Genomic DNA, 13,548 nt, shown 5'->3' with positions numbered 1-13,548 from the left:
CAGGCCGGAGCTATGAACACATCCTGAATGAAGAAACCTGCCAGATACCGCTATAGATGCGGTCGATTCTGGGAGATTCAAGCGCTGTAAGGTTGACGCAGGTCAGCAGAGTCTAGTGCGCGAGCCAAATAAGGGAGGCAAATCGACCAGTGCGGGGGCTGCGGCGATAGGAAAAGAAGCGTGGGTCGCTGACCGTGCAGAAGCCGCCACCATACACCGCCGTGACACCACGGGCCGCCAGGCGCAGGCGCGCCAGCAGGTAGATGTCGGCCATAAACTTGCCCGCATTGGCACTGGGTACGAAGGCCTGCTGCGCTTCTGGCATCTGCCGCACGAAGGCCTCGCGCACTTCCGGGCCGACTTCAAAGGCCGTAGGCCCGATGGCGGGCCCCAGCCATACCAGCACCTGATCCGGCGCCACGGCGAGGCTGTCCAGAGTGGCTTCGAGCACGCCCGCCGCCAAGCCGCGCCAACCGGCGTGGGCCGCGGCCACGCGGGTGCCGGCGCGGTCACAGAACAGCACGGGCAAGCAATCGGCGGTCATCGAGGTACAGGCAATGCCTGGGGTAGCGGTCCAGCTGGCGTCTGCCCGGGCGACCTGCGAAGGGTCGGCATGCACCACGTCTATGCCGTGGACTTGCTGCAACCAGGCAGGCGCGATGGAGAAATGGTCGGTGAGGCGCCGGCGGTTTTCGGCAACGGCCGCGGGGCTGTCATCAACGTGATCGCCGAGGTTGAGGCTGTCGAACGGCGCCAGGCTGACGCCGCCCGCGCGGGTGGTGACGCAGGCCTGTACCCCGGCCGGTGCAGGCCAGTCGGGGATCAGCCAGTCATTCATCCGATGAACGCCTCGCGGTCTTGCTTGAGCAGCGACAGCAACCAGACGAAGTCGTCCGGCAGCGGCGACTCCCAGCTCATGCGCTGACCGGTGGTCGGATGGTCCAGCTCCAGGAAACGCGCATGCAGCGCCTGACGCGGGAAGCTTTTAAGGGACTCGACCATGGTCACGCTGGCCGCCGGCGGGATGCGGAAGCGGCCGCCGTAGGCCGGATCGCCCACCAATGGGAAGTTGATGTGGGCCATGTGCACGCGGATCTGGTGGGTCCGGCCGGTTTCCAGCTTGACCCGCACGTGGGTGTGAGAGCGGAAACGCTCCAGCACGCGGTAGTGGCTGACGGCTTGCTTGCCCCCCTCCATTACCGCCATGCGCTGGCGCTGCTGGCCGTGGCGACCGATGGGCGCGTTGATCTTGCCGCCCGCCGTCACGACACCTATCACGATGCACTCGTAGATCCGGCTGACGCTGCGGCTCTGCAGCTGCGTCACCAACTGGGTCTGCGCCTGGATAGTCTTGGCCACCACCATCAGGCCGGTGGTGTCCTTGTCCAGGCGATGCACGATGCCGGCACGCGGCACGTTGATGATGTCCGGCACGTGGTGCAGCAGGGCATTGAGCAAGGTGCCATCGGCATGCCCGGCCGCCGGGTGAACCACCAGGCCTGCGGGTTTGTTGATGACCAGGATGTCATCGTCTTCGTAGACGATATCGAGCTCGATGTCCTGAGCGATCCATTCTCCCTGGGCTTCCTGCTCGGCAGTCAGCTCAAGAATCGCACCGCCATGAACTGTGTCTCGCGGGCGGATAACCGCTCCATCCACAGTCAGGCGGCCGTCTTTGATCCAGGCGGAAAGGCGCGAGCGCGAGTGCTCAGCGAATAATTGTGCGGCGACTTGATCGAGGCGTTGGCCGCCCAATTCGGACGGCACCTCTGCGCGAAGTTCAATTTTATCGGACATGCTCGGACTGGGCGTCGGCACAGCCTTTGGTTTCGGCTGCGCGCTTGTGGTTAAATACGGCGTCTTTTGCCCCGAGGCTTTTCAACGGGGCGCTCATCATAACAGGACGGCCCCGCCCAAGACAGCGGCCGTCATAGGGACGCAAGCCGCCATGCAAGTGAAACACCTGCTGCTGATCGCCATCCTCGCATTGACCGCTGCTTGCTCATCGAAGGAAGTCGTCGACGAAAACCTGAGCGAAGTCGAGCTGTACCAGCAGGCGCAGGCCGACCTGGACAACAACAGCTATACCAGCGCCACCGCCAAGCTCAAGGCCCTGGAATCGCGCTACCCGTTCGGTCGCTACGCCGATCAGGCTCAACTCGAGCTCATCTACGCCAACTACAAGAATGCCGAGCCCGAGGCTGCCAAGTCGGCCGCCGAGCGCTTCATTCGCCTGCACCCCCAGCACCCGAACGTGGACTACGCCTACTACCTCAAGGGCCTGACCTCTTTCGACCAGGACGTGGGCCTGCTGGCGCGCTTCCTGCCGCTGGACATGACCAAGCGTGACCCCGGTGCCGCGCGCGACTCCTACAACGAGTTCGCCCAGCTCACCAGCCGCTACCCCAACAGCCGCTACGCGCCGGACGCCAAGCAGCGCATGATCTACCTGCGCAACCTGCTGGCGGCCTACGAAATCCACGTTGCCGACTACTACCTGACCCGTCAGGCCTACGTCGCCGCAGCCAACCGTGGTCGCTACGTGGTGGAAAACTTCCAGGAAACCCCTTCGGTCGGCGACGGCCTGGCGGTAATGGTCGAGTCCTACCAGCGCCTGCACTTGGACGAATTGGCCAACACCAGCCTGGAAACCCTCAAGCTCAACTACCCGGACCACCGCACCCTGGTGGACGGTCAGTTCGTGCCAAGCGTTGCCGAAGCGGACAACCGTTCGTGGCTGAGCAAGGCCACCCTGGGCCTGATCGAATCCCGTCCACCGCTGCCGCCGGGCGAAACCCGCGCCAACCAGGACGTGATGCGCCAGTACCAAGACGCCAAGGACGCGATCCCGGCCGAGCTCAAGCCTAAGGATGCCAATGGCGACGTGATGGAAGAAGAACAGCACGAAGCCGAAGGCAACAACAGCGACCGCTCGTGGTTCAGCTATATGACCTTTGGCGTGTTCGACTGACGCCAGGGCAATATCAAGAAGGAGGCTTTCGAGCCTCCTTTTTTGTGCCCGCGCTTTATTGCGCTGGGCGCTGCCCAGCACCTTGGCTAAACTGCCGGCTCTTTCGTCAAAAAGCTGACTGCCATGCTTCGTTTACTGTTCTGGATCGCCCTGATTGCCGCTGCGGTATGGTTCTGGCGCAAATTCAAGCGCTCGACATCCGCCACCACCCCGCCACCCGAGCAAAGCGCCGCGCCCATGGTGCGTTGCGCCCATTGCGGCGTACACCTGCCCAGGGACCGCGCCCTGAGCCTGGAACAGCAATGGTATTGCAGCCAGCCCCACCTGGAACAAGGCCCGCGCCCGTCCTAAGGCGCCACATAACTTGCGACAACCAGGGCCGGTAAAGTCGGCCCTGCATGCCTAGACTGCAAAGCACGCCAAGGAGGCGGCTGCTGTTTGCCCATGGACGGACATCGCGTTGAACCCACATTCCCGACACCCGCGCCTCGCCGCCGAAGACGCCCCGCGTCTGCTCGGTGACTCTCCGGCCATCAAACGCCTGCGCCAACACATCGACAAACTCGCCAATAGCCATGCGCCGATCTACATCAGCGGCGAATCCGGCAGCGGCAAGGAGGTGGTGGCCCGGGCCCTGCACCAACGCAGCCACCGGGCCGGGCACGGCTTTGTGCCGATCAACTGCGGCGCCATTCCCGCCGAGCTGATGGAAAGCGAGTTCTTCGGCCACCGCAAAGGCAGTTTCAGCGGCGCGGGCGATGACAAACCGGGGCTGTTCCAGGCCGCACACGGCGGCACACTGTTTCTCGACGAAGTGGCGGACTTACCGCTGGCAATGCAGGTCAAGCTCCTGCGGGCCCTGCAGGAAAAAGCCGTGCGCCCGGTGGGTGGGCAGCGCGAGGAACCGGTTGACGTGCGCATCCTCTGCGCCACCCACAAGGACTTGCGGGCCGAAGTCCACGCCCAGCGCTTTCGCCAGGACCTGTTCTATCGCTTGAATGTGATTGAACTGCGGGTCGCCCCATTGCGCGAACGGCGCGAGGATATCGAACTGCTGGCCAACCACATCCTCGGGCGAATTCCCCGCCGCCCAGGTTCCGCCCGCCCACGCTTGCATGCGCAAGCCATTGAAGTGCTGAAAAACTATCCGTTCCCCGGCAACGTACGGGAACTGGAGAACCTGCTGGAACGCGCCTATGCGCTGTGCGACGGCCCTTTGATCGAGGCCAGCGACCTCTATCTGCCAGCGTCGCCGGGCCCGGTTGAACTGCAGGGGATCAGCCTGGCGCACGTCAACAACCTGGAAGAACACCTGGAACACATCGAACGCAGCCTGCTCCTTCAGGCCCTGGAGGAAACGCGCTGGAACCGTACCGCGGCGGCCCGACGCCTGAGCCTGTCCTTTCGCTCGATGCGCTATCGCCTGAAAAAACTCGGCCTGGACTAAATCCGCCCGGCCGGGGCGTAAGGCGCCGGGTCGATCAGCGGCTCGCGGCCCAGTAGCAAATCCGCGAACAACTGGCAGGAGGCCGGCGCTAGTACCAGGCCATTGCGGTAATGCCCGCAATTGAGCCACAAGCCTTCGATACCCGGCACCTGGCCGATGTAGGGAATGCCTTCGGGCGAACCGGGGCGCAATCCCGCCCAATGGCCGACCACCTCGGCGTGCGCCAGCGCTGGAATCAGCTCCACCGCCGAGGCTTTCAGGCTTTCCAGGGCCGATAGGGTGGGCGTTTTGTCGAAACCTTCGTGCTCCAGGGTGCTGCCCACCAGAATATGGCCGTCGCGGCGGGGAATTGCGTAACGCCCCTTGGCCAGGACCATGCTCGGAAGAAAGTCTGCCTCACACTTGTAGAGGATCATCTGGCCCTTGACCGGTTCGACCGGCAATTCCAGCCCCACGGTCTTGAGCAATTCGCCGCTCCAGGCCCCGGCCGTCAGCACCACTTGATAGGCCCGCACCTCGCCGATGGAGGTTTGCACCCCTACGATCCGCTGGCCTTCCAGGACAAAACCGCTGACCTCGCAGTGCTCCATGATGGCCACATTCGGCAGGGCTTCCAGCGCCGTGCGAAGGGCTTTAATCAGCCGCGGATTACGCACGTTGGCGACGTTTTCCATGTAAATGGCCCGGGCGAACCCCTCCCCCAGCACCGGCACGGCCTCTTGCACAGCCGACAGGTTCACGGCGCGCAGCGGTCGATTTTCCCGCTCGGCCCAGGCCAAGGCCTCGGCTTCGTCTTCCAGGTCCAGCCAATACAGGCCGGTGGTATGCACTTGGGGATCGACCCCGGTGGTGGCAAACAGTTGCTCGGCCAACCGCGGATAGAAATCCTGCGACCAATGCGCCAGCGCCGTGACCGCCGGGCTGTAGCGCCACGGGTACAGGGGCGAGACGATGCCGCCGCCCGCCCAGGACGCCTCCTGGCCGAGACCGCTGCGGTCCAGCAACAGCACGCTGCGCCCCGCGCTCGCCAGGTTAAACGCGGTCAACAGCCCGATAACGCCGCCGCCAACAATCAGCACTTGTTCTTGATTGGCCATTTTCAGTTCCCACAATGAAAAAACAGCGAGCGCCCAGGGCGCCCGGCCAGCGGGCTCAACGCCCCCAGCAGTCTTTTTCGCTCACACCTTCGGCGGTATTGATGTTGCCGCGCTGGCCTGTATGGCTGAGGGTGAAATCGCCGCACTTGTCATCGACCATCAACGCCTCGTGCTTGCGCACCGCCGTCAGCAGAAAGGTCTGCTCGGCCAGTGTCGCGCTGAGGTTGTAGTAGTCGTTGCCCGGGCTCAGGTCGGTGGCACCGCTGTATTGATTGGTTTTGGAGTGCAGGCGCTCAAGGTTCTGCGCCTGTTCAGTCAACAACGCCGCGATTTCGGTGCGGTGGGTTTTCTTCACGTACTCGGTCGCGATGGGAAGACCGATGGTAATCACGATGCCGATGATCGCGACCACGATCATGAGTTCGATCAGGGTCAAACCTTGGTTGGATCTGCGCATGCCTCAAGCTCTCACTTACTGGATTTGTCGCCACATGATCCGGCGGCCGGTGCTGCTCGGTTCCGCGCTAAGCACGGTGCTGGCGGCGGGGTAGCGGGCCTGGCCATCGGGGATGAGTTCATCGCCCCAGCCGCCCGGTGCCCGCGGGTTGCGCATCTTAACGCCGAACGCCGGGGTGGCGGGCGTTTTAGCGCTGTATTTGCGCGCCTGCGAGCGTTCCTCAGCCACTGCCAGCGGCGCCAAGCTTGCCACCGGCACGGGCTCACCGGCATAACCCAGATCAGTGAATGCAAGGGCCGAGGCGGCGAAAAAAGCCGCCAGCCGCCCGGCGTACCGCTCAATACAGGGCATAGACACTCTCCACCACACTGCGCGACTGGCCGGCAATGCCCACTGCCGTGACGCGGAACAGGTTCGCTTGCGTCTCGGCGGGCACGTTGACGGCCCCCAGCACCGGGCCCAGGTTCTGTAACCCGTAAAGGCCTTGGGCCGCTGCCACCCACATCACCCCGGAGGCAGCATTGAACCCGGGCTCGGTGACCAACGCCGATTCCGCCGGGGGTAGGCACTGCGTGGCCACGCAAAGGGGCACGCCTGCGCCTTCGACCCGCACCGCACTTTCACCCGTGCGCAGTGCCGATTCGGCGATCTGAAAGGACAGGTTGCGGGCCATCAGGTTGCCCGTCATTTTTTCCTGCAGGGTGGCGTTTTGCAGCGATGACAGGCCGATCAGCGTCAACAGCAGTAAAAACACCAGGCTGGCCAGCAACGCCATACCGCGCTGCGCGGGGTTCCTCATGGCAACCCCCTACGGCAGCCGGTTGCGCAGTGCGGCCAGCCCATTGAATGCCTGGCTGCGCACCCGACCGGTCGGGTCCTTGAGAACCAGGCCCAAACGCACGCTACGAATGAGGGAGGGGTCGCCCGGCGTGTCGGTGTAGTAGGCCGCCGCCAGATCGGCCGGAGCGTTGGCCACGCCGAAACTCACGTCAAAACCTTCGACATTGCTCACCAGTACGGCTTGGTTAGGGCCGGTTCCGGTGCCGGTATACAACTGGCCATCCTGAACGGTGTAAGTCAGCCGTCGGATGGGCAAGGCCCACTGGCCGGGCGGGGGCCGGCGGCTACCGGTGTAGGCCCGGGCGGCGGTCATGCAATCGGTCAGCACGGTCCAGGTCGGCAACCCGCCACCCTGCCCCACATCCGCCGCGATCAGCGTCAGGCGCCGCGCGGCGGCGTCCCATTCGATGGGCCGGCGGATATGCCAGGAAAAGTCCCCCGCCGCACTCAGGTCTTCGATGCTGGCCAGGCAACCCGAAAGGCCCACCATGCGGATTTCCTGGAGCATTTTGCTCAGCACGTAACGGGCGTCTTCCTGCAGCGCAGCCGATGCGCTTTGGCTGAGGTAAGTGCTTTTGGCCGCGATAAACAGCTGCACCACTCCCAGCACTACCACCAGGCTCAACGCCATGGCCAGCAAAAGCTCAATGAGGCCAAAGCCCCCATAAACGCGGCGCCTCACGGAGCCTCCGCGACGCGGCTGGTCAGCACGAAACTGCGTAGCGGCGCGGTGCCCGGATGGCTGGCCCGGGCGTCATCCCACTTGAGGTTGATGGTGACGTGGGGCCCGTTCATGGCGATGCTGCCGGTCGCGGTGGGGCCGCCGAAGTCGAGGATATTGCGCCTGAAGTCGTCCAAGTCCTGTTGAGCAATGCCGCTCATGGCGCCGACGCCAGACGGGGCGCTGTAGTCGGCCAAGGGATTGGCACGAATGCGGTCGAGCATGTCGTAGGCGACAAAACTGGCCTGGCTGCTGATGCGCGAACTGTCGGTGTACTTCAGCGCATTGAGCTGGATCGCCGCCGCCCCCAGCAGCCCTACGCCGAGAATCACCAGCGACACCAATACTTCGATCAGGGTCATCCCCTGCTGCGCCTTGAGTGGAACACCCGTTGTTTGAGTCATGCGTCGATCGTCCTTGAGGGGGCGCCAATTGCCACCATCGTCGGCTCCCTTCCTGGAACCAGCGAGATCAATAGCGGGCCAGGCACAAGGGTAGCGGCAAGATTTGCGGCACGCCCGGCAGCGGAACACGCGGCAACATAATCCCCGCGCCTCGGTCCCGGAGAGGCGCAAGACAGGGTCTATAACTAGTCCTACCGCAAGCCCCCGCCCAAGGAGGAAGAAGCATGAGTCAGAAAGGATTCAGCCTGATTGAGCTGTTGACCGGCATGGCCATCGCGGCCATTGCCGTGAACGTGGCCGTACCGCCAGTCACGGGGCTGATTGAGTCCGTTAGCCGAGAAAACACCGCCCGGCAACTGGCCGGCGCCATGGGCCACGCCCGCACCCAGGCCATCCTGCGCAACCAGACCGTGGTTATCCACGGTGTGGAGGGTGACTGGAGCCACGGCTGGAACGTGATTCTGGATATCAGCGGCGCAGGCCACGAGGACAAAAACAACCCGGTGCTGTCCGAGCGGTATCAGGATGGGCGGGTGTCGATTGTGGGTAATCGCCCGGTGCGCCAGTACGTACGCTTCAGTAGCCTGGGCGAGCCGCTACTACCGGGCGGGGCGTTCCAGGCCGGGACGCTGCACATCTGCGCCAGGGAGGGAGGCGTGAGCCACCATCAAGTGGTGCTCTCACGCAGCGGCCGGGTCAGCCTGCGCAGCGACAAGGCCGAACAGGCGTTGTGTTCACAGCAGGGAACGAACGCGTAGCTCTTTGGGCATGGAGAAGGTGACATTTTCTTCGCGGCCGGCCAGTTCATCAGCACCGGTGGCGCCCCAAGCGTGCAGTTGCTGGATCACGCCCCGCACCAGCACTTCCGGCGCCGACGCACCCGCAGTGATGCCAATGCGCTCGACGCCCTCGAACCAGCTCTGTTGCAGGTCTTCGGCGCCGTCGATCAGATAGGCCGGGGTCGCCATGCGCTCGGCCAGCTCACGCAGGCGGTTGGAGTTGGAACTGTTGGGGCTACCAACCACCAACACCACATCGCATTCGTCCGCCAGTTGCTTGACCGCGTCCTGGCGGTTTTGCGTGGCGTAGCAGATGTCGTCCTTACGCGGCCCGCCGATGGCCGGGAAACGGCTGCGCAGGGCATCGATGACACGGCTGGTGTCGTCCATCGACAGGGTGGTCTGGGTCACGAAGGAGATTTTCTCCGGGTTGCGCACCTGCAACGCGGCGACATCTTTTTCATCTTCCACCAGATAAATCGAGCCGCCGTTGCTGGCGTCGTACTGGCCCATGGTGCCTTCGACTTCCGGGTGGCCGGCGTGGCCGATCAGGATGCATTCGCGGCCGTCGCGGCTATAGCGCGCCACTTCGATATGGACCTTGGTCACCAACGGGCAAGTGGCGTCGAACACCTTCAGGCCACGGCCCGCCGCCTCGGTACGCACGGCTTGGGAAACGCCGTGGGCGCTGAAGATCACGATGACGTCGTCGGGCACCTGGTCCAGTTCCTCGACGAAAATCGCCCCGCGCGCGCGCAGGTCTTCGACCACGAACTTGTTGTGGACCACTTCGTGGCGCACGTAAATCGGCGGCCCGAAGACTTCCAGGGCGCGATTGACGATTTCGATCGCCCGGTCCACACCGGCGCAGAAGCCACGGGGGTTGGCGAGTTTGATTTGCATGCTGTGCCTCGTGTCTTGCGCGCAAGAAATAGCGAAAACCGTAGAAAACCATCTGTGGGAGCCAGCTTGCTCGCGATAGCGCCGTGTCAGTCAACATCGATGCTGAATGTCAGGCACTCATCACGGGCAAGCCCGCTCCCACACTTATTTACAGCGCTTTGACGCCGATGATCTCGACATCAAAGGTCAGGGTCTTGCCTGCCAGCGGGTGGTTGAAGTCGATGGTCACTTGGGTGTCGTCGAACGCCTTCACCACACCGGGCAATTCGGTGTTGGCCGCATCGTTGAAGATCACCAGCAGGCCGGGCGACAGGTCCATGTCCTGGAACTGCGAACGCGCAATAACCTGCACGTTCTGTGGGTTGGGCTGGCCGAAGGCGTTCTCCGGCTCGATTTTCAGGTTGCGCTTGTCGCCCGCCTTGAAGCCGAACAAAGCTGCCTCAAAGCCTGGCAGCAGGTTGCCATCCCCAACCTTGAAAGTCGCTGGGGCCTTGTCGAACGTGCTGTCGACGGTGTCGCCATTGTCCAGGCGCAGGGCAAAGTGCAGGGTGACTTCCGTGTTCTGGCCGATGCGTTGCGAGGCTTCAGTCATGAACGGTTTCTCCGGTTTTCTTACTTTTGAACATGTCCAGGGCCAGCATTACTGCGCCCACGCAGATGGCGCTGTCGGCAAAGTTGAACGCCGGGAAGTACCAGCGGTTCTGCCAATGCACCAGGATGAAATCGATCACATGGCCCAGGGCGATGCGGTCGTATAGGTTGCCCAGCGCGCCGCCCAACACCAGGGCCAAGGCAATCGCCAGCCAGGTGTCGTTGCGGCCCAGCCGCTTGAGCCAGACCACCAGCACCACGCTGACCACGATGGCGATCAGCGCAAACAGCCAGCGCTGCCAGCCAGAGCTGTCGGCGAGGAAGCTGAAAGCGGCGCCGGTGTTGTAGGCCAGGGTCCAGCTGAAGTAGTCGGGAATGACCACGATCTGCTGGTACATGGTCAGCGAACCTTCGAAGTAATGCTTGCTGGCCTGGTCGATGACCAAGACCAGCAGGCTCAACCACAGCCAGCCCGAGCGCCCGAAACGGCTAGTGGCCTCAGGCATAGTGACGTACCTCGCCGGCACCGCTGATGTTATCGACGCAACGACCGCAGATTTCCGGGTGCTCTGGGTTCACGCCAACGTCTTCGCGGCAGTGCCAGCAACGGGCGCACTTGGCGAAAGCAGACTTGACCACTTTGAGCTTGAGGCCGCTGACTTCGGTCTCTACCGCGTCAGCCGGGGCCTGCACGAACGGTGCGAGGGTGGCGGTGGAGGTGATGAGAACAAAGCGCAGTTCGTTGCTCAGCTTGGCCAGGTCGGCGCTCAGCGCCTCTTCGGCGAACAGCGTGACTTCGGCTTGCAGGTTGCCACCGACGGCCTTGGCCGCGCGTTGGTTTTCCAGCTCTTTGTTGACAGCCGCCTTGACCGCCATGATCCGCTCCCAGTAGGCGCGGTCCAGCTCGACGCCTTCGGGCAACTCAGTCAGGCCTTCGTACCAGGTGTTGAGCATCACCGATTCGTTGCGCTCGCCCGGCAGGTATTCCCACAACTCATCGGCGGTGAACGCCAGGATCGGCGCGATCCAGCGCACCAGCGCCTCGCTGATGTGGAAGAGTGCAGTCTGGCAGGAACGCCGGGCCTGGCTGTTGGCGCCGGTGGTGTACTGGCGGTCCTTGATGATGTCCAGGTAGAAACCGCCCAGCTCTTGCACGCAGAAGTTGTGCACCTTGGAGTAGACGTTCCAGAAGCGATACTCGCCGTAGTGCTCTTGCAACTCGCGTTGCAGCAGCAGGGCGCGGTCCACGGCCCAGCGGTCCAGGGCCAGCATGTCTTGCGCAGGCATCAGGTCGGTGGCCGGGTTGAAACCGGTCAGGTTCGAGAGCATGAAGCGCGCGGTGTTGCGGATACGCCGGTAGGCGTCCGCGCTGCGTTGCAGGATCTGGTCGGAAACCGCGATCTCGCCCGAATAATCGGTGGACGCGACCCACAGGCGCATGATGTCGGCGCCCAGGGTGTCGTTGACCTTTTGCGGTGCGATCACGTTGCCCAGGGACTTGGACATTTTGCGACCCGCTTCGTCAACGGTGAAACCGTGGGTCAGCAGTTCGCGGTACGGTGCGTGGTTGTCGATGGCGCAACCGGTCAGCAGCGAGGAATGGAACCAGCCGCGGTGCTGGTCGGAACCTTCCAGGTACAGGTCGGCGCGCGGGCCGCTGTCGTGGCCCATCAGGTGCGAGCCACGCAGCACGTGCCAGTGGGTGGTGCCGGAGTCGAACCACACGTCCAGGGTGTCGCTGATCTTGTCGTAGAGCGGTGCGTCTTCGCCGATCAGTTCGGCGGCGTCGAGCTTGAACCAGGCTTCGATGCCTTCGACTTCGACACGCTTGGCGACTTCTTCCATCAGTTCAACGGTGCGTGGGTGCAACTCGCCGCTTTCCTTGTTCAGGAAGAACGGGATCGGCACGCCCCAGTTGCGCTGGCGGGAGATGCACCAGTCCGGGCGGTTGGCGATCATCGAGTGCAGGCGCGCCTGGCCCCAGGCCGGGACGAACTGGGTGTCTTCGATGGCCTTGATGGCCCGTTGGCGCAGGGTATCGCCGGTGGCTGGCTGTTTGTCCATGCCGATGAACCACTGCGCGGTGGCGCGGTAGATCAGCGGGGTCTTGTGGCGCCAGCAGTGCATATAGCTGTGTTCGATGACGGCGGTGTGCAGCAACGCACCGACTTCGCTCAGTTTATCGACGATGGCCGGGTTGGCCTTCCAGATGAACTGGCCGCCGAAGAACTCCAGGGACGGCACGTACACGCCGTTGCTCTGCACGGGGTTGATGATGTCGTCGTTGACCATGCCGTAGGCTTTGCAGGTCACGAAGTCGTCCACGCCATAGGCTGGCGCAGAGTGCACCACGCCAGTGCCGGCGCCCAGTTCGACGTACTCGGCCAGGTACACCGGCGAGAGGCGATCGTAGAACGGGTGGCGGAAATTAATCAGCTCCAGCGCGCTGCCGGTCGCCGTGGCGATAACCGAGCCTTGCAGCTCGTAGCGGGCCAGGCAGGCTTCTACCAACTCTTCGGCCAACACCAACAGCCTGTCGCCGACATCCACCAGGGCGTAGGTGAACTCCGGGTGGACGTTCAGGGCCTGGTTGGCGGGGATGGTCCACGGGGTGGTGGTCCAGATCACGATGGACGCAGGCTTGCCCAGGCTGGGCAGGCCAAAGGCTGCGGCCAGTTTGGCTTCGTCGGCGATCGGGAAGGCGACGTCGATAGTGGAGGATTTCTTGTTCTCGTACTCAACTTCCGCTTCGGCCAGGGCCGAGCCGCAGTCAAAGCACCAGTTCACAGGCTTGAGGCCCTTGAACACGAAACCACCCTTGACGATTTCAGCCAAGGCACGGATTTCGCCAGCCTCGTTCTTGAAGTTCATGGTCTTGTAGGGGTTGGCCCAATCGCCCAACACGCCGAGGCGGATGAACTCGGACTTTTGCCCTTCGATCTGCTCGGTGGCGTAGGCACGGCACAGTTCGCGGGTCTTGTCCGCGCCCAGGTTCTTGCCGTGGGTCACTTCGACCTTATGCTCGATCGGCAGGCCATGGCAGTCCCAGCCCGGAACATAAGGCGCATCAAAACCGGCCAAGGTCTTGGAGCGGATAATCATGTCCTTGAGAATCTTGTTCAGCGCATGACCGATGTGGATCGTGCCGTTGGCGTAGGGAGGACCGTCGTGAAGAACGAACTTCGGACGATCCTTGCCAATCTCGCGCAACTTCCCGTACAGGCCAATGCTGTCCCAGCGCTGCAGAATCTGTGGTTCGCGCTGTGGCAGGCCGGCCTTCATTGGGAAGGCGGTGTCCGGAAGGTTTAGCGTGGCTTTATAGTCGGTCATTTATGGCT

15 protein-coding genes and 1 pseudogene are annotated in these 13,548 nt (G+C 63.2%); 4 read left to right on the top strand and 12 right to left on the bottom strand.

What is annotated here, in order from left to right; genetic code table 11:
- Positions 1–112: 112 nt before the first annotated feature.
- Entirely contained in the window at positions 113–838 is a 726-nt protein-coding gene (gene pgeF / locus CKW13_RS15345) for a peptidoglycan editing factor PgeF (protein ID WP_095109471.1), read from the bottom strand.
- The gene (rluD, locus tag CKW13_RS15340) at positions 835–1,797 is read right to left on the bottom strand and encodes a 23S rRNA pseudouridine(1911/1915/1917) synthase RluD (protein ID WP_095109470.1); all 963 of its coding nucleotides are present in this window, start codon (positions 1,795–1,797) and stop codon (positions 835–837) included. Before rluD ends, pgeF begins: the two co-directional genes overlap by 4 nt.
- A 151-nt stretch (positions 1,798–1,948) precedes the next feature.
- Here rluD and CKW13_RS15335 point away from each other — a divergent pair, with 151 nt between their 5' ends.
- From CKW13_RS15335 to CKW13_RS15325, 3 genes and pseudogenes are all read left to right on the top strand, one after another.
- The gene (locus tag CKW13_RS15335) at positions 1,949–2,971 is read left to right on the top strand and encodes an outer membrane protein assembly factor BamD (RefSeq protein ID WP_095109469.1); all 1,023 of its coding nucleotides are present in this window, start codon (positions 1,949–1,951) and stop codon (positions 2,969–2,971) included.
- Between the two features lie 123 nt (positions 2,972–3,094).
- Positions 3,095–3,322, top strand: a complete 228-nt coding sequence (locus tag CKW13_RS15330) for a PP0621 family protein (protein ID WP_095109468.1) — start codon at positions 3,095–3,097, stop codon at positions 3,320–3,322.
- A gap of 157 nt (positions 3,323–3,479) precedes the next feature.
- Positions 3,480–4,418, top strand: a pseudogene (locus CKW13_RS15325) (sigma-54 interaction domain-containing protein); the annotation flags it as partial.
- Here the strand turns inward: CKW13_RS15325 and thiO are convergent.
- Genes thiO through pilV form a run of 6 tightly spaced genes read right to left on the bottom strand, consistent with a single transcriptional unit; the run spans position 4,415 to position 7,937 of the window.
- Entirely contained in the window at positions 4,415–5,515 is a 1,101-nt protein-coding gene (thiO, locus tag CKW13_RS15320; protein ID WP_095109466.1) for a glycine oxidase ThiO, read from the bottom strand. The pseudogene CKW13_RS15325 and the gene thiO sit on opposite strands and share 4 nt — an antisense overlap.
- A 55-nt stretch (positions 5,516–5,570) precedes the next feature.
- Positions 5,571–5,972: a type IV pilin protein gene (locus CKW13_RS15315; RefSeq protein ID WP_095109465.1), complete on the bottom strand. Its 402-nt coding sequence runs from the start codon at positions 5,970–5,972 to the stop codon at positions 5,571–5,573.
- A gap of 15 nt (positions 5,973–5,987) precedes the next feature.
- On the bottom strand, positions 5,988–6,323 hold the full coding sequence (locus CKW13_RS15310) for a hypothetical protein (protein ID WP_095109464.1): 336 nt from the start codon (positions 6,321–6,323) through the stop codon (positions 5,988–5,990).
- Positions 6,310–6,771 (bottom strand): PilX N-terminal domain-containing pilus assembly protein, encoded by a 462-nt coding sequence (locus tag CKW13_RS15305; protein ID WP_095109463.1) that lies wholly within the window; start codon positions 6,769–6,771, stop codon positions 6,310–6,312. The genes CKW13_RS15310 and CKW13_RS15305 overlap by 14 nt, the downstream gene beginning before the upstream one ends.
- Positions 6,772–6,780: 9 nt before the next feature.
- The gene (locus CKW13_RS15300; RefSeq protein ID WP_095109462.1) at positions 6,781–7,443 is read right to left on the bottom strand and encodes a pilus assembly protein PilW; all 663 of its coding nucleotides are present in this window, start codon (positions 7,441–7,443) and stop codon (positions 6,781–6,783) included.
- 47 nt (positions 7,444–7,490) lie between these two features.
- On the bottom strand, positions 7,491–7,937 hold the full coding sequence (pilV, locus tag CKW13_RS15295) for a type IV pilus modification protein PilV (RefSeq protein WP_095109461.1): 447 nt from the start codon (positions 7,935–7,937) through the stop codon (positions 7,491–7,493).
- A 224-nt stretch (positions 7,938–8,161) separates the two neighbouring features.
- Between pilV and CKW13_RS15290 the strand changes: the two genes are divergently transcribed.
- Complete coding sequence (locus CKW13_RS15290; protein WP_095109460.1) at positions 8,162–8,695, top strand: GspH/FimT family protein; 534 nt, start codon at positions 8,162–8,164, stop codon at positions 8,693–8,695.
- Here the strand turns inward: CKW13_RS15290 and ispH are convergent.
- The 4 genes from ispH to ileS all read right to left on the bottom strand — a co-directional run bounded on the left by ispH (position 8,672) and on the right by ileS (position 13,540).
- On the bottom strand, positions 8,672–9,619 hold the full coding sequence (ispH, locus tag CKW13_RS15285; protein WP_095109459.1) for a 4-hydroxy-3-methylbut-2-enyl diphosphate reductase: 948 nt from the start codon (positions 9,617–9,619) through the stop codon (positions 8,672–8,674). The two genes, CKW13_RS15290 and ispH, sit on opposite strands and share 24 nt — an antisense overlap.
- Positions 9,620–9,767: 148 nt before the next feature.
- The gene (gene fkpB / locus CKW13_RS15280) at positions 9,768–10,211 is read right to left on the bottom strand and encodes an FKBP-type peptidyl-prolyl cis-trans isomerase (protein ID WP_095109458.1); all 444 of its coding nucleotides are present in this window, start codon (positions 10,209–10,211) and stop codon (positions 9,768–9,770) included.
- A complete protein-coding gene (lspA, locus tag CKW13_RS15275; RefSeq protein ID WP_095109457.1) occupies positions 10,204–10,716 on the bottom strand; it encodes a signal peptidase II in 513 nt (170 codons plus the stop codon). The genes fkpB and lspA overlap by 8 nt, the downstream gene beginning before the upstream one ends.
- A complete protein-coding gene (gene ileS, locus CKW13_RS15270; RefSeq protein WP_095109456.1) occupies positions 10,709–13,540 on the bottom strand; it encodes an isoleucine--tRNA ligase in 2,832 nt (943 codons plus the stop codon). Before ileS ends, lspA begins: the two co-directional genes overlap by 8 nt.
- Positions 13,541–13,548: the final 8 nt, after the last annotated feature.

This window comes from Pseudomonas sp. Irchel 3E20 (assembly GCF_900187645.1).
Classification (GTDB): Bacteria; Pseudomonadota; Gammaproteobacteria; order Pseudomonadales; family Pseudomonadaceae; genus Aquipseudomonas.
This window is presented reverse-complemented; position numbering and strand designations above follow the sequence as displayed.

Excerpts from the sequence above, each read along its gene's own strand:
- rluD (WP_095109470.1), bottom strand. The coding sequence starts at position 1,797 with ATGTCCGATAAAATTGAACTTCGCGCAGAGGTGCCGTCCGAATTGGGC.
- CKW13_RS15315 (WP_095109465.1), bottom strand. The coding sequence starts at position 5,972 with ATGCGCAGATCCAACCAAGGTTTGACCCTGATCGAACTCATGATCGTG.
- CKW13_RS15335 (WP_095109469.1), top strand. The coding sequence starts at position 1,949 with ATGCAAGTGAAACACCTGCTGCTGATCGCCATCCTCGCATTGACCGCT.
- ileS (WP_095109456.1), bottom strand. The coding sequence starts at position 13,540 with ATGACCGACTATAAAGCCACGCTAAACCTTCCGGACACCGCCTTCCCA.
- thiO (WP_095109466.1), bottom strand. The coding sequence starts at position 5,515 with ATGGCCAATCAAGAACAAGTGCTGATTGTTGGCGGCGGCGTTATCGGG.
- fkpB (WP_095109458.1), bottom strand. The coding sequence starts at position 10,211 with ATGACTGAAGCCTCGCAACGCATCGGCCAGAACACGGAAGTCACCCTG.
- ispH (WP_095109459.1), bottom strand. The coding sequence starts at position 9,619 with ATGCAAATCAAACTCGCCAACCCCCGTGGCTTCTGCGCCGGTGTGGAC.
- CKW13_RS15290 (WP_095109460.1), top strand. The coding sequence starts at position 8,162 with ATGAGTCAGAAAGGATTCAGCCTGATTGAGCTGTTGACCGGCATGGCC.
- CKW13_RS15310 (WP_095109464.1), bottom strand. The coding sequence starts at position 6,323 with ATGCCCTGTATTGAGCGGTACGCCGGGCGGCTGGCGGCTTTTTTCGCC.
- CKW13_RS15305 (WP_095109463.1), bottom strand. The coding sequence starts at position 6,771 with ATGAGGAACCCCGCGCAGCGCGGTATGGCGTTGCTGGCCAGCCTGGTG.
- CKW13_RS15330 (WP_095109468.1), top strand. The coding sequence starts at position 3,095 with ATGCTTCGTTTACTGTTCTGGATCGCCCTGATTGCCGCTGCGGTATGG.
- pgeF (WP_095109471.1), bottom strand. The coding sequence starts at position 838 with ATGAATGACTGGCTGATCCCCGACTGGCCTGCACCGGCCGGGGTACAG.
- pilV (WP_095109461.1), bottom strand. The coding sequence starts at position 7,937 with ATGACTCAAACAACGGGTGTTCCACTCAAGGCGCAGCAGGGGATGACC.
- CKW13_RS15300 (WP_095109462.1), bottom strand. The coding sequence starts at position 7,443 with ATGGCGTTGAGCCTGGTGGTAGTGCTGGGAGTGGTGCAGCTGTTTATC.
- lspA (WP_095109457.1), bottom strand. The coding sequence starts at position 10,716 with ATGCCTGAGGCCACTAGCCGTTTCGGGCGCTCGGGCTGGCTGTGGTTG.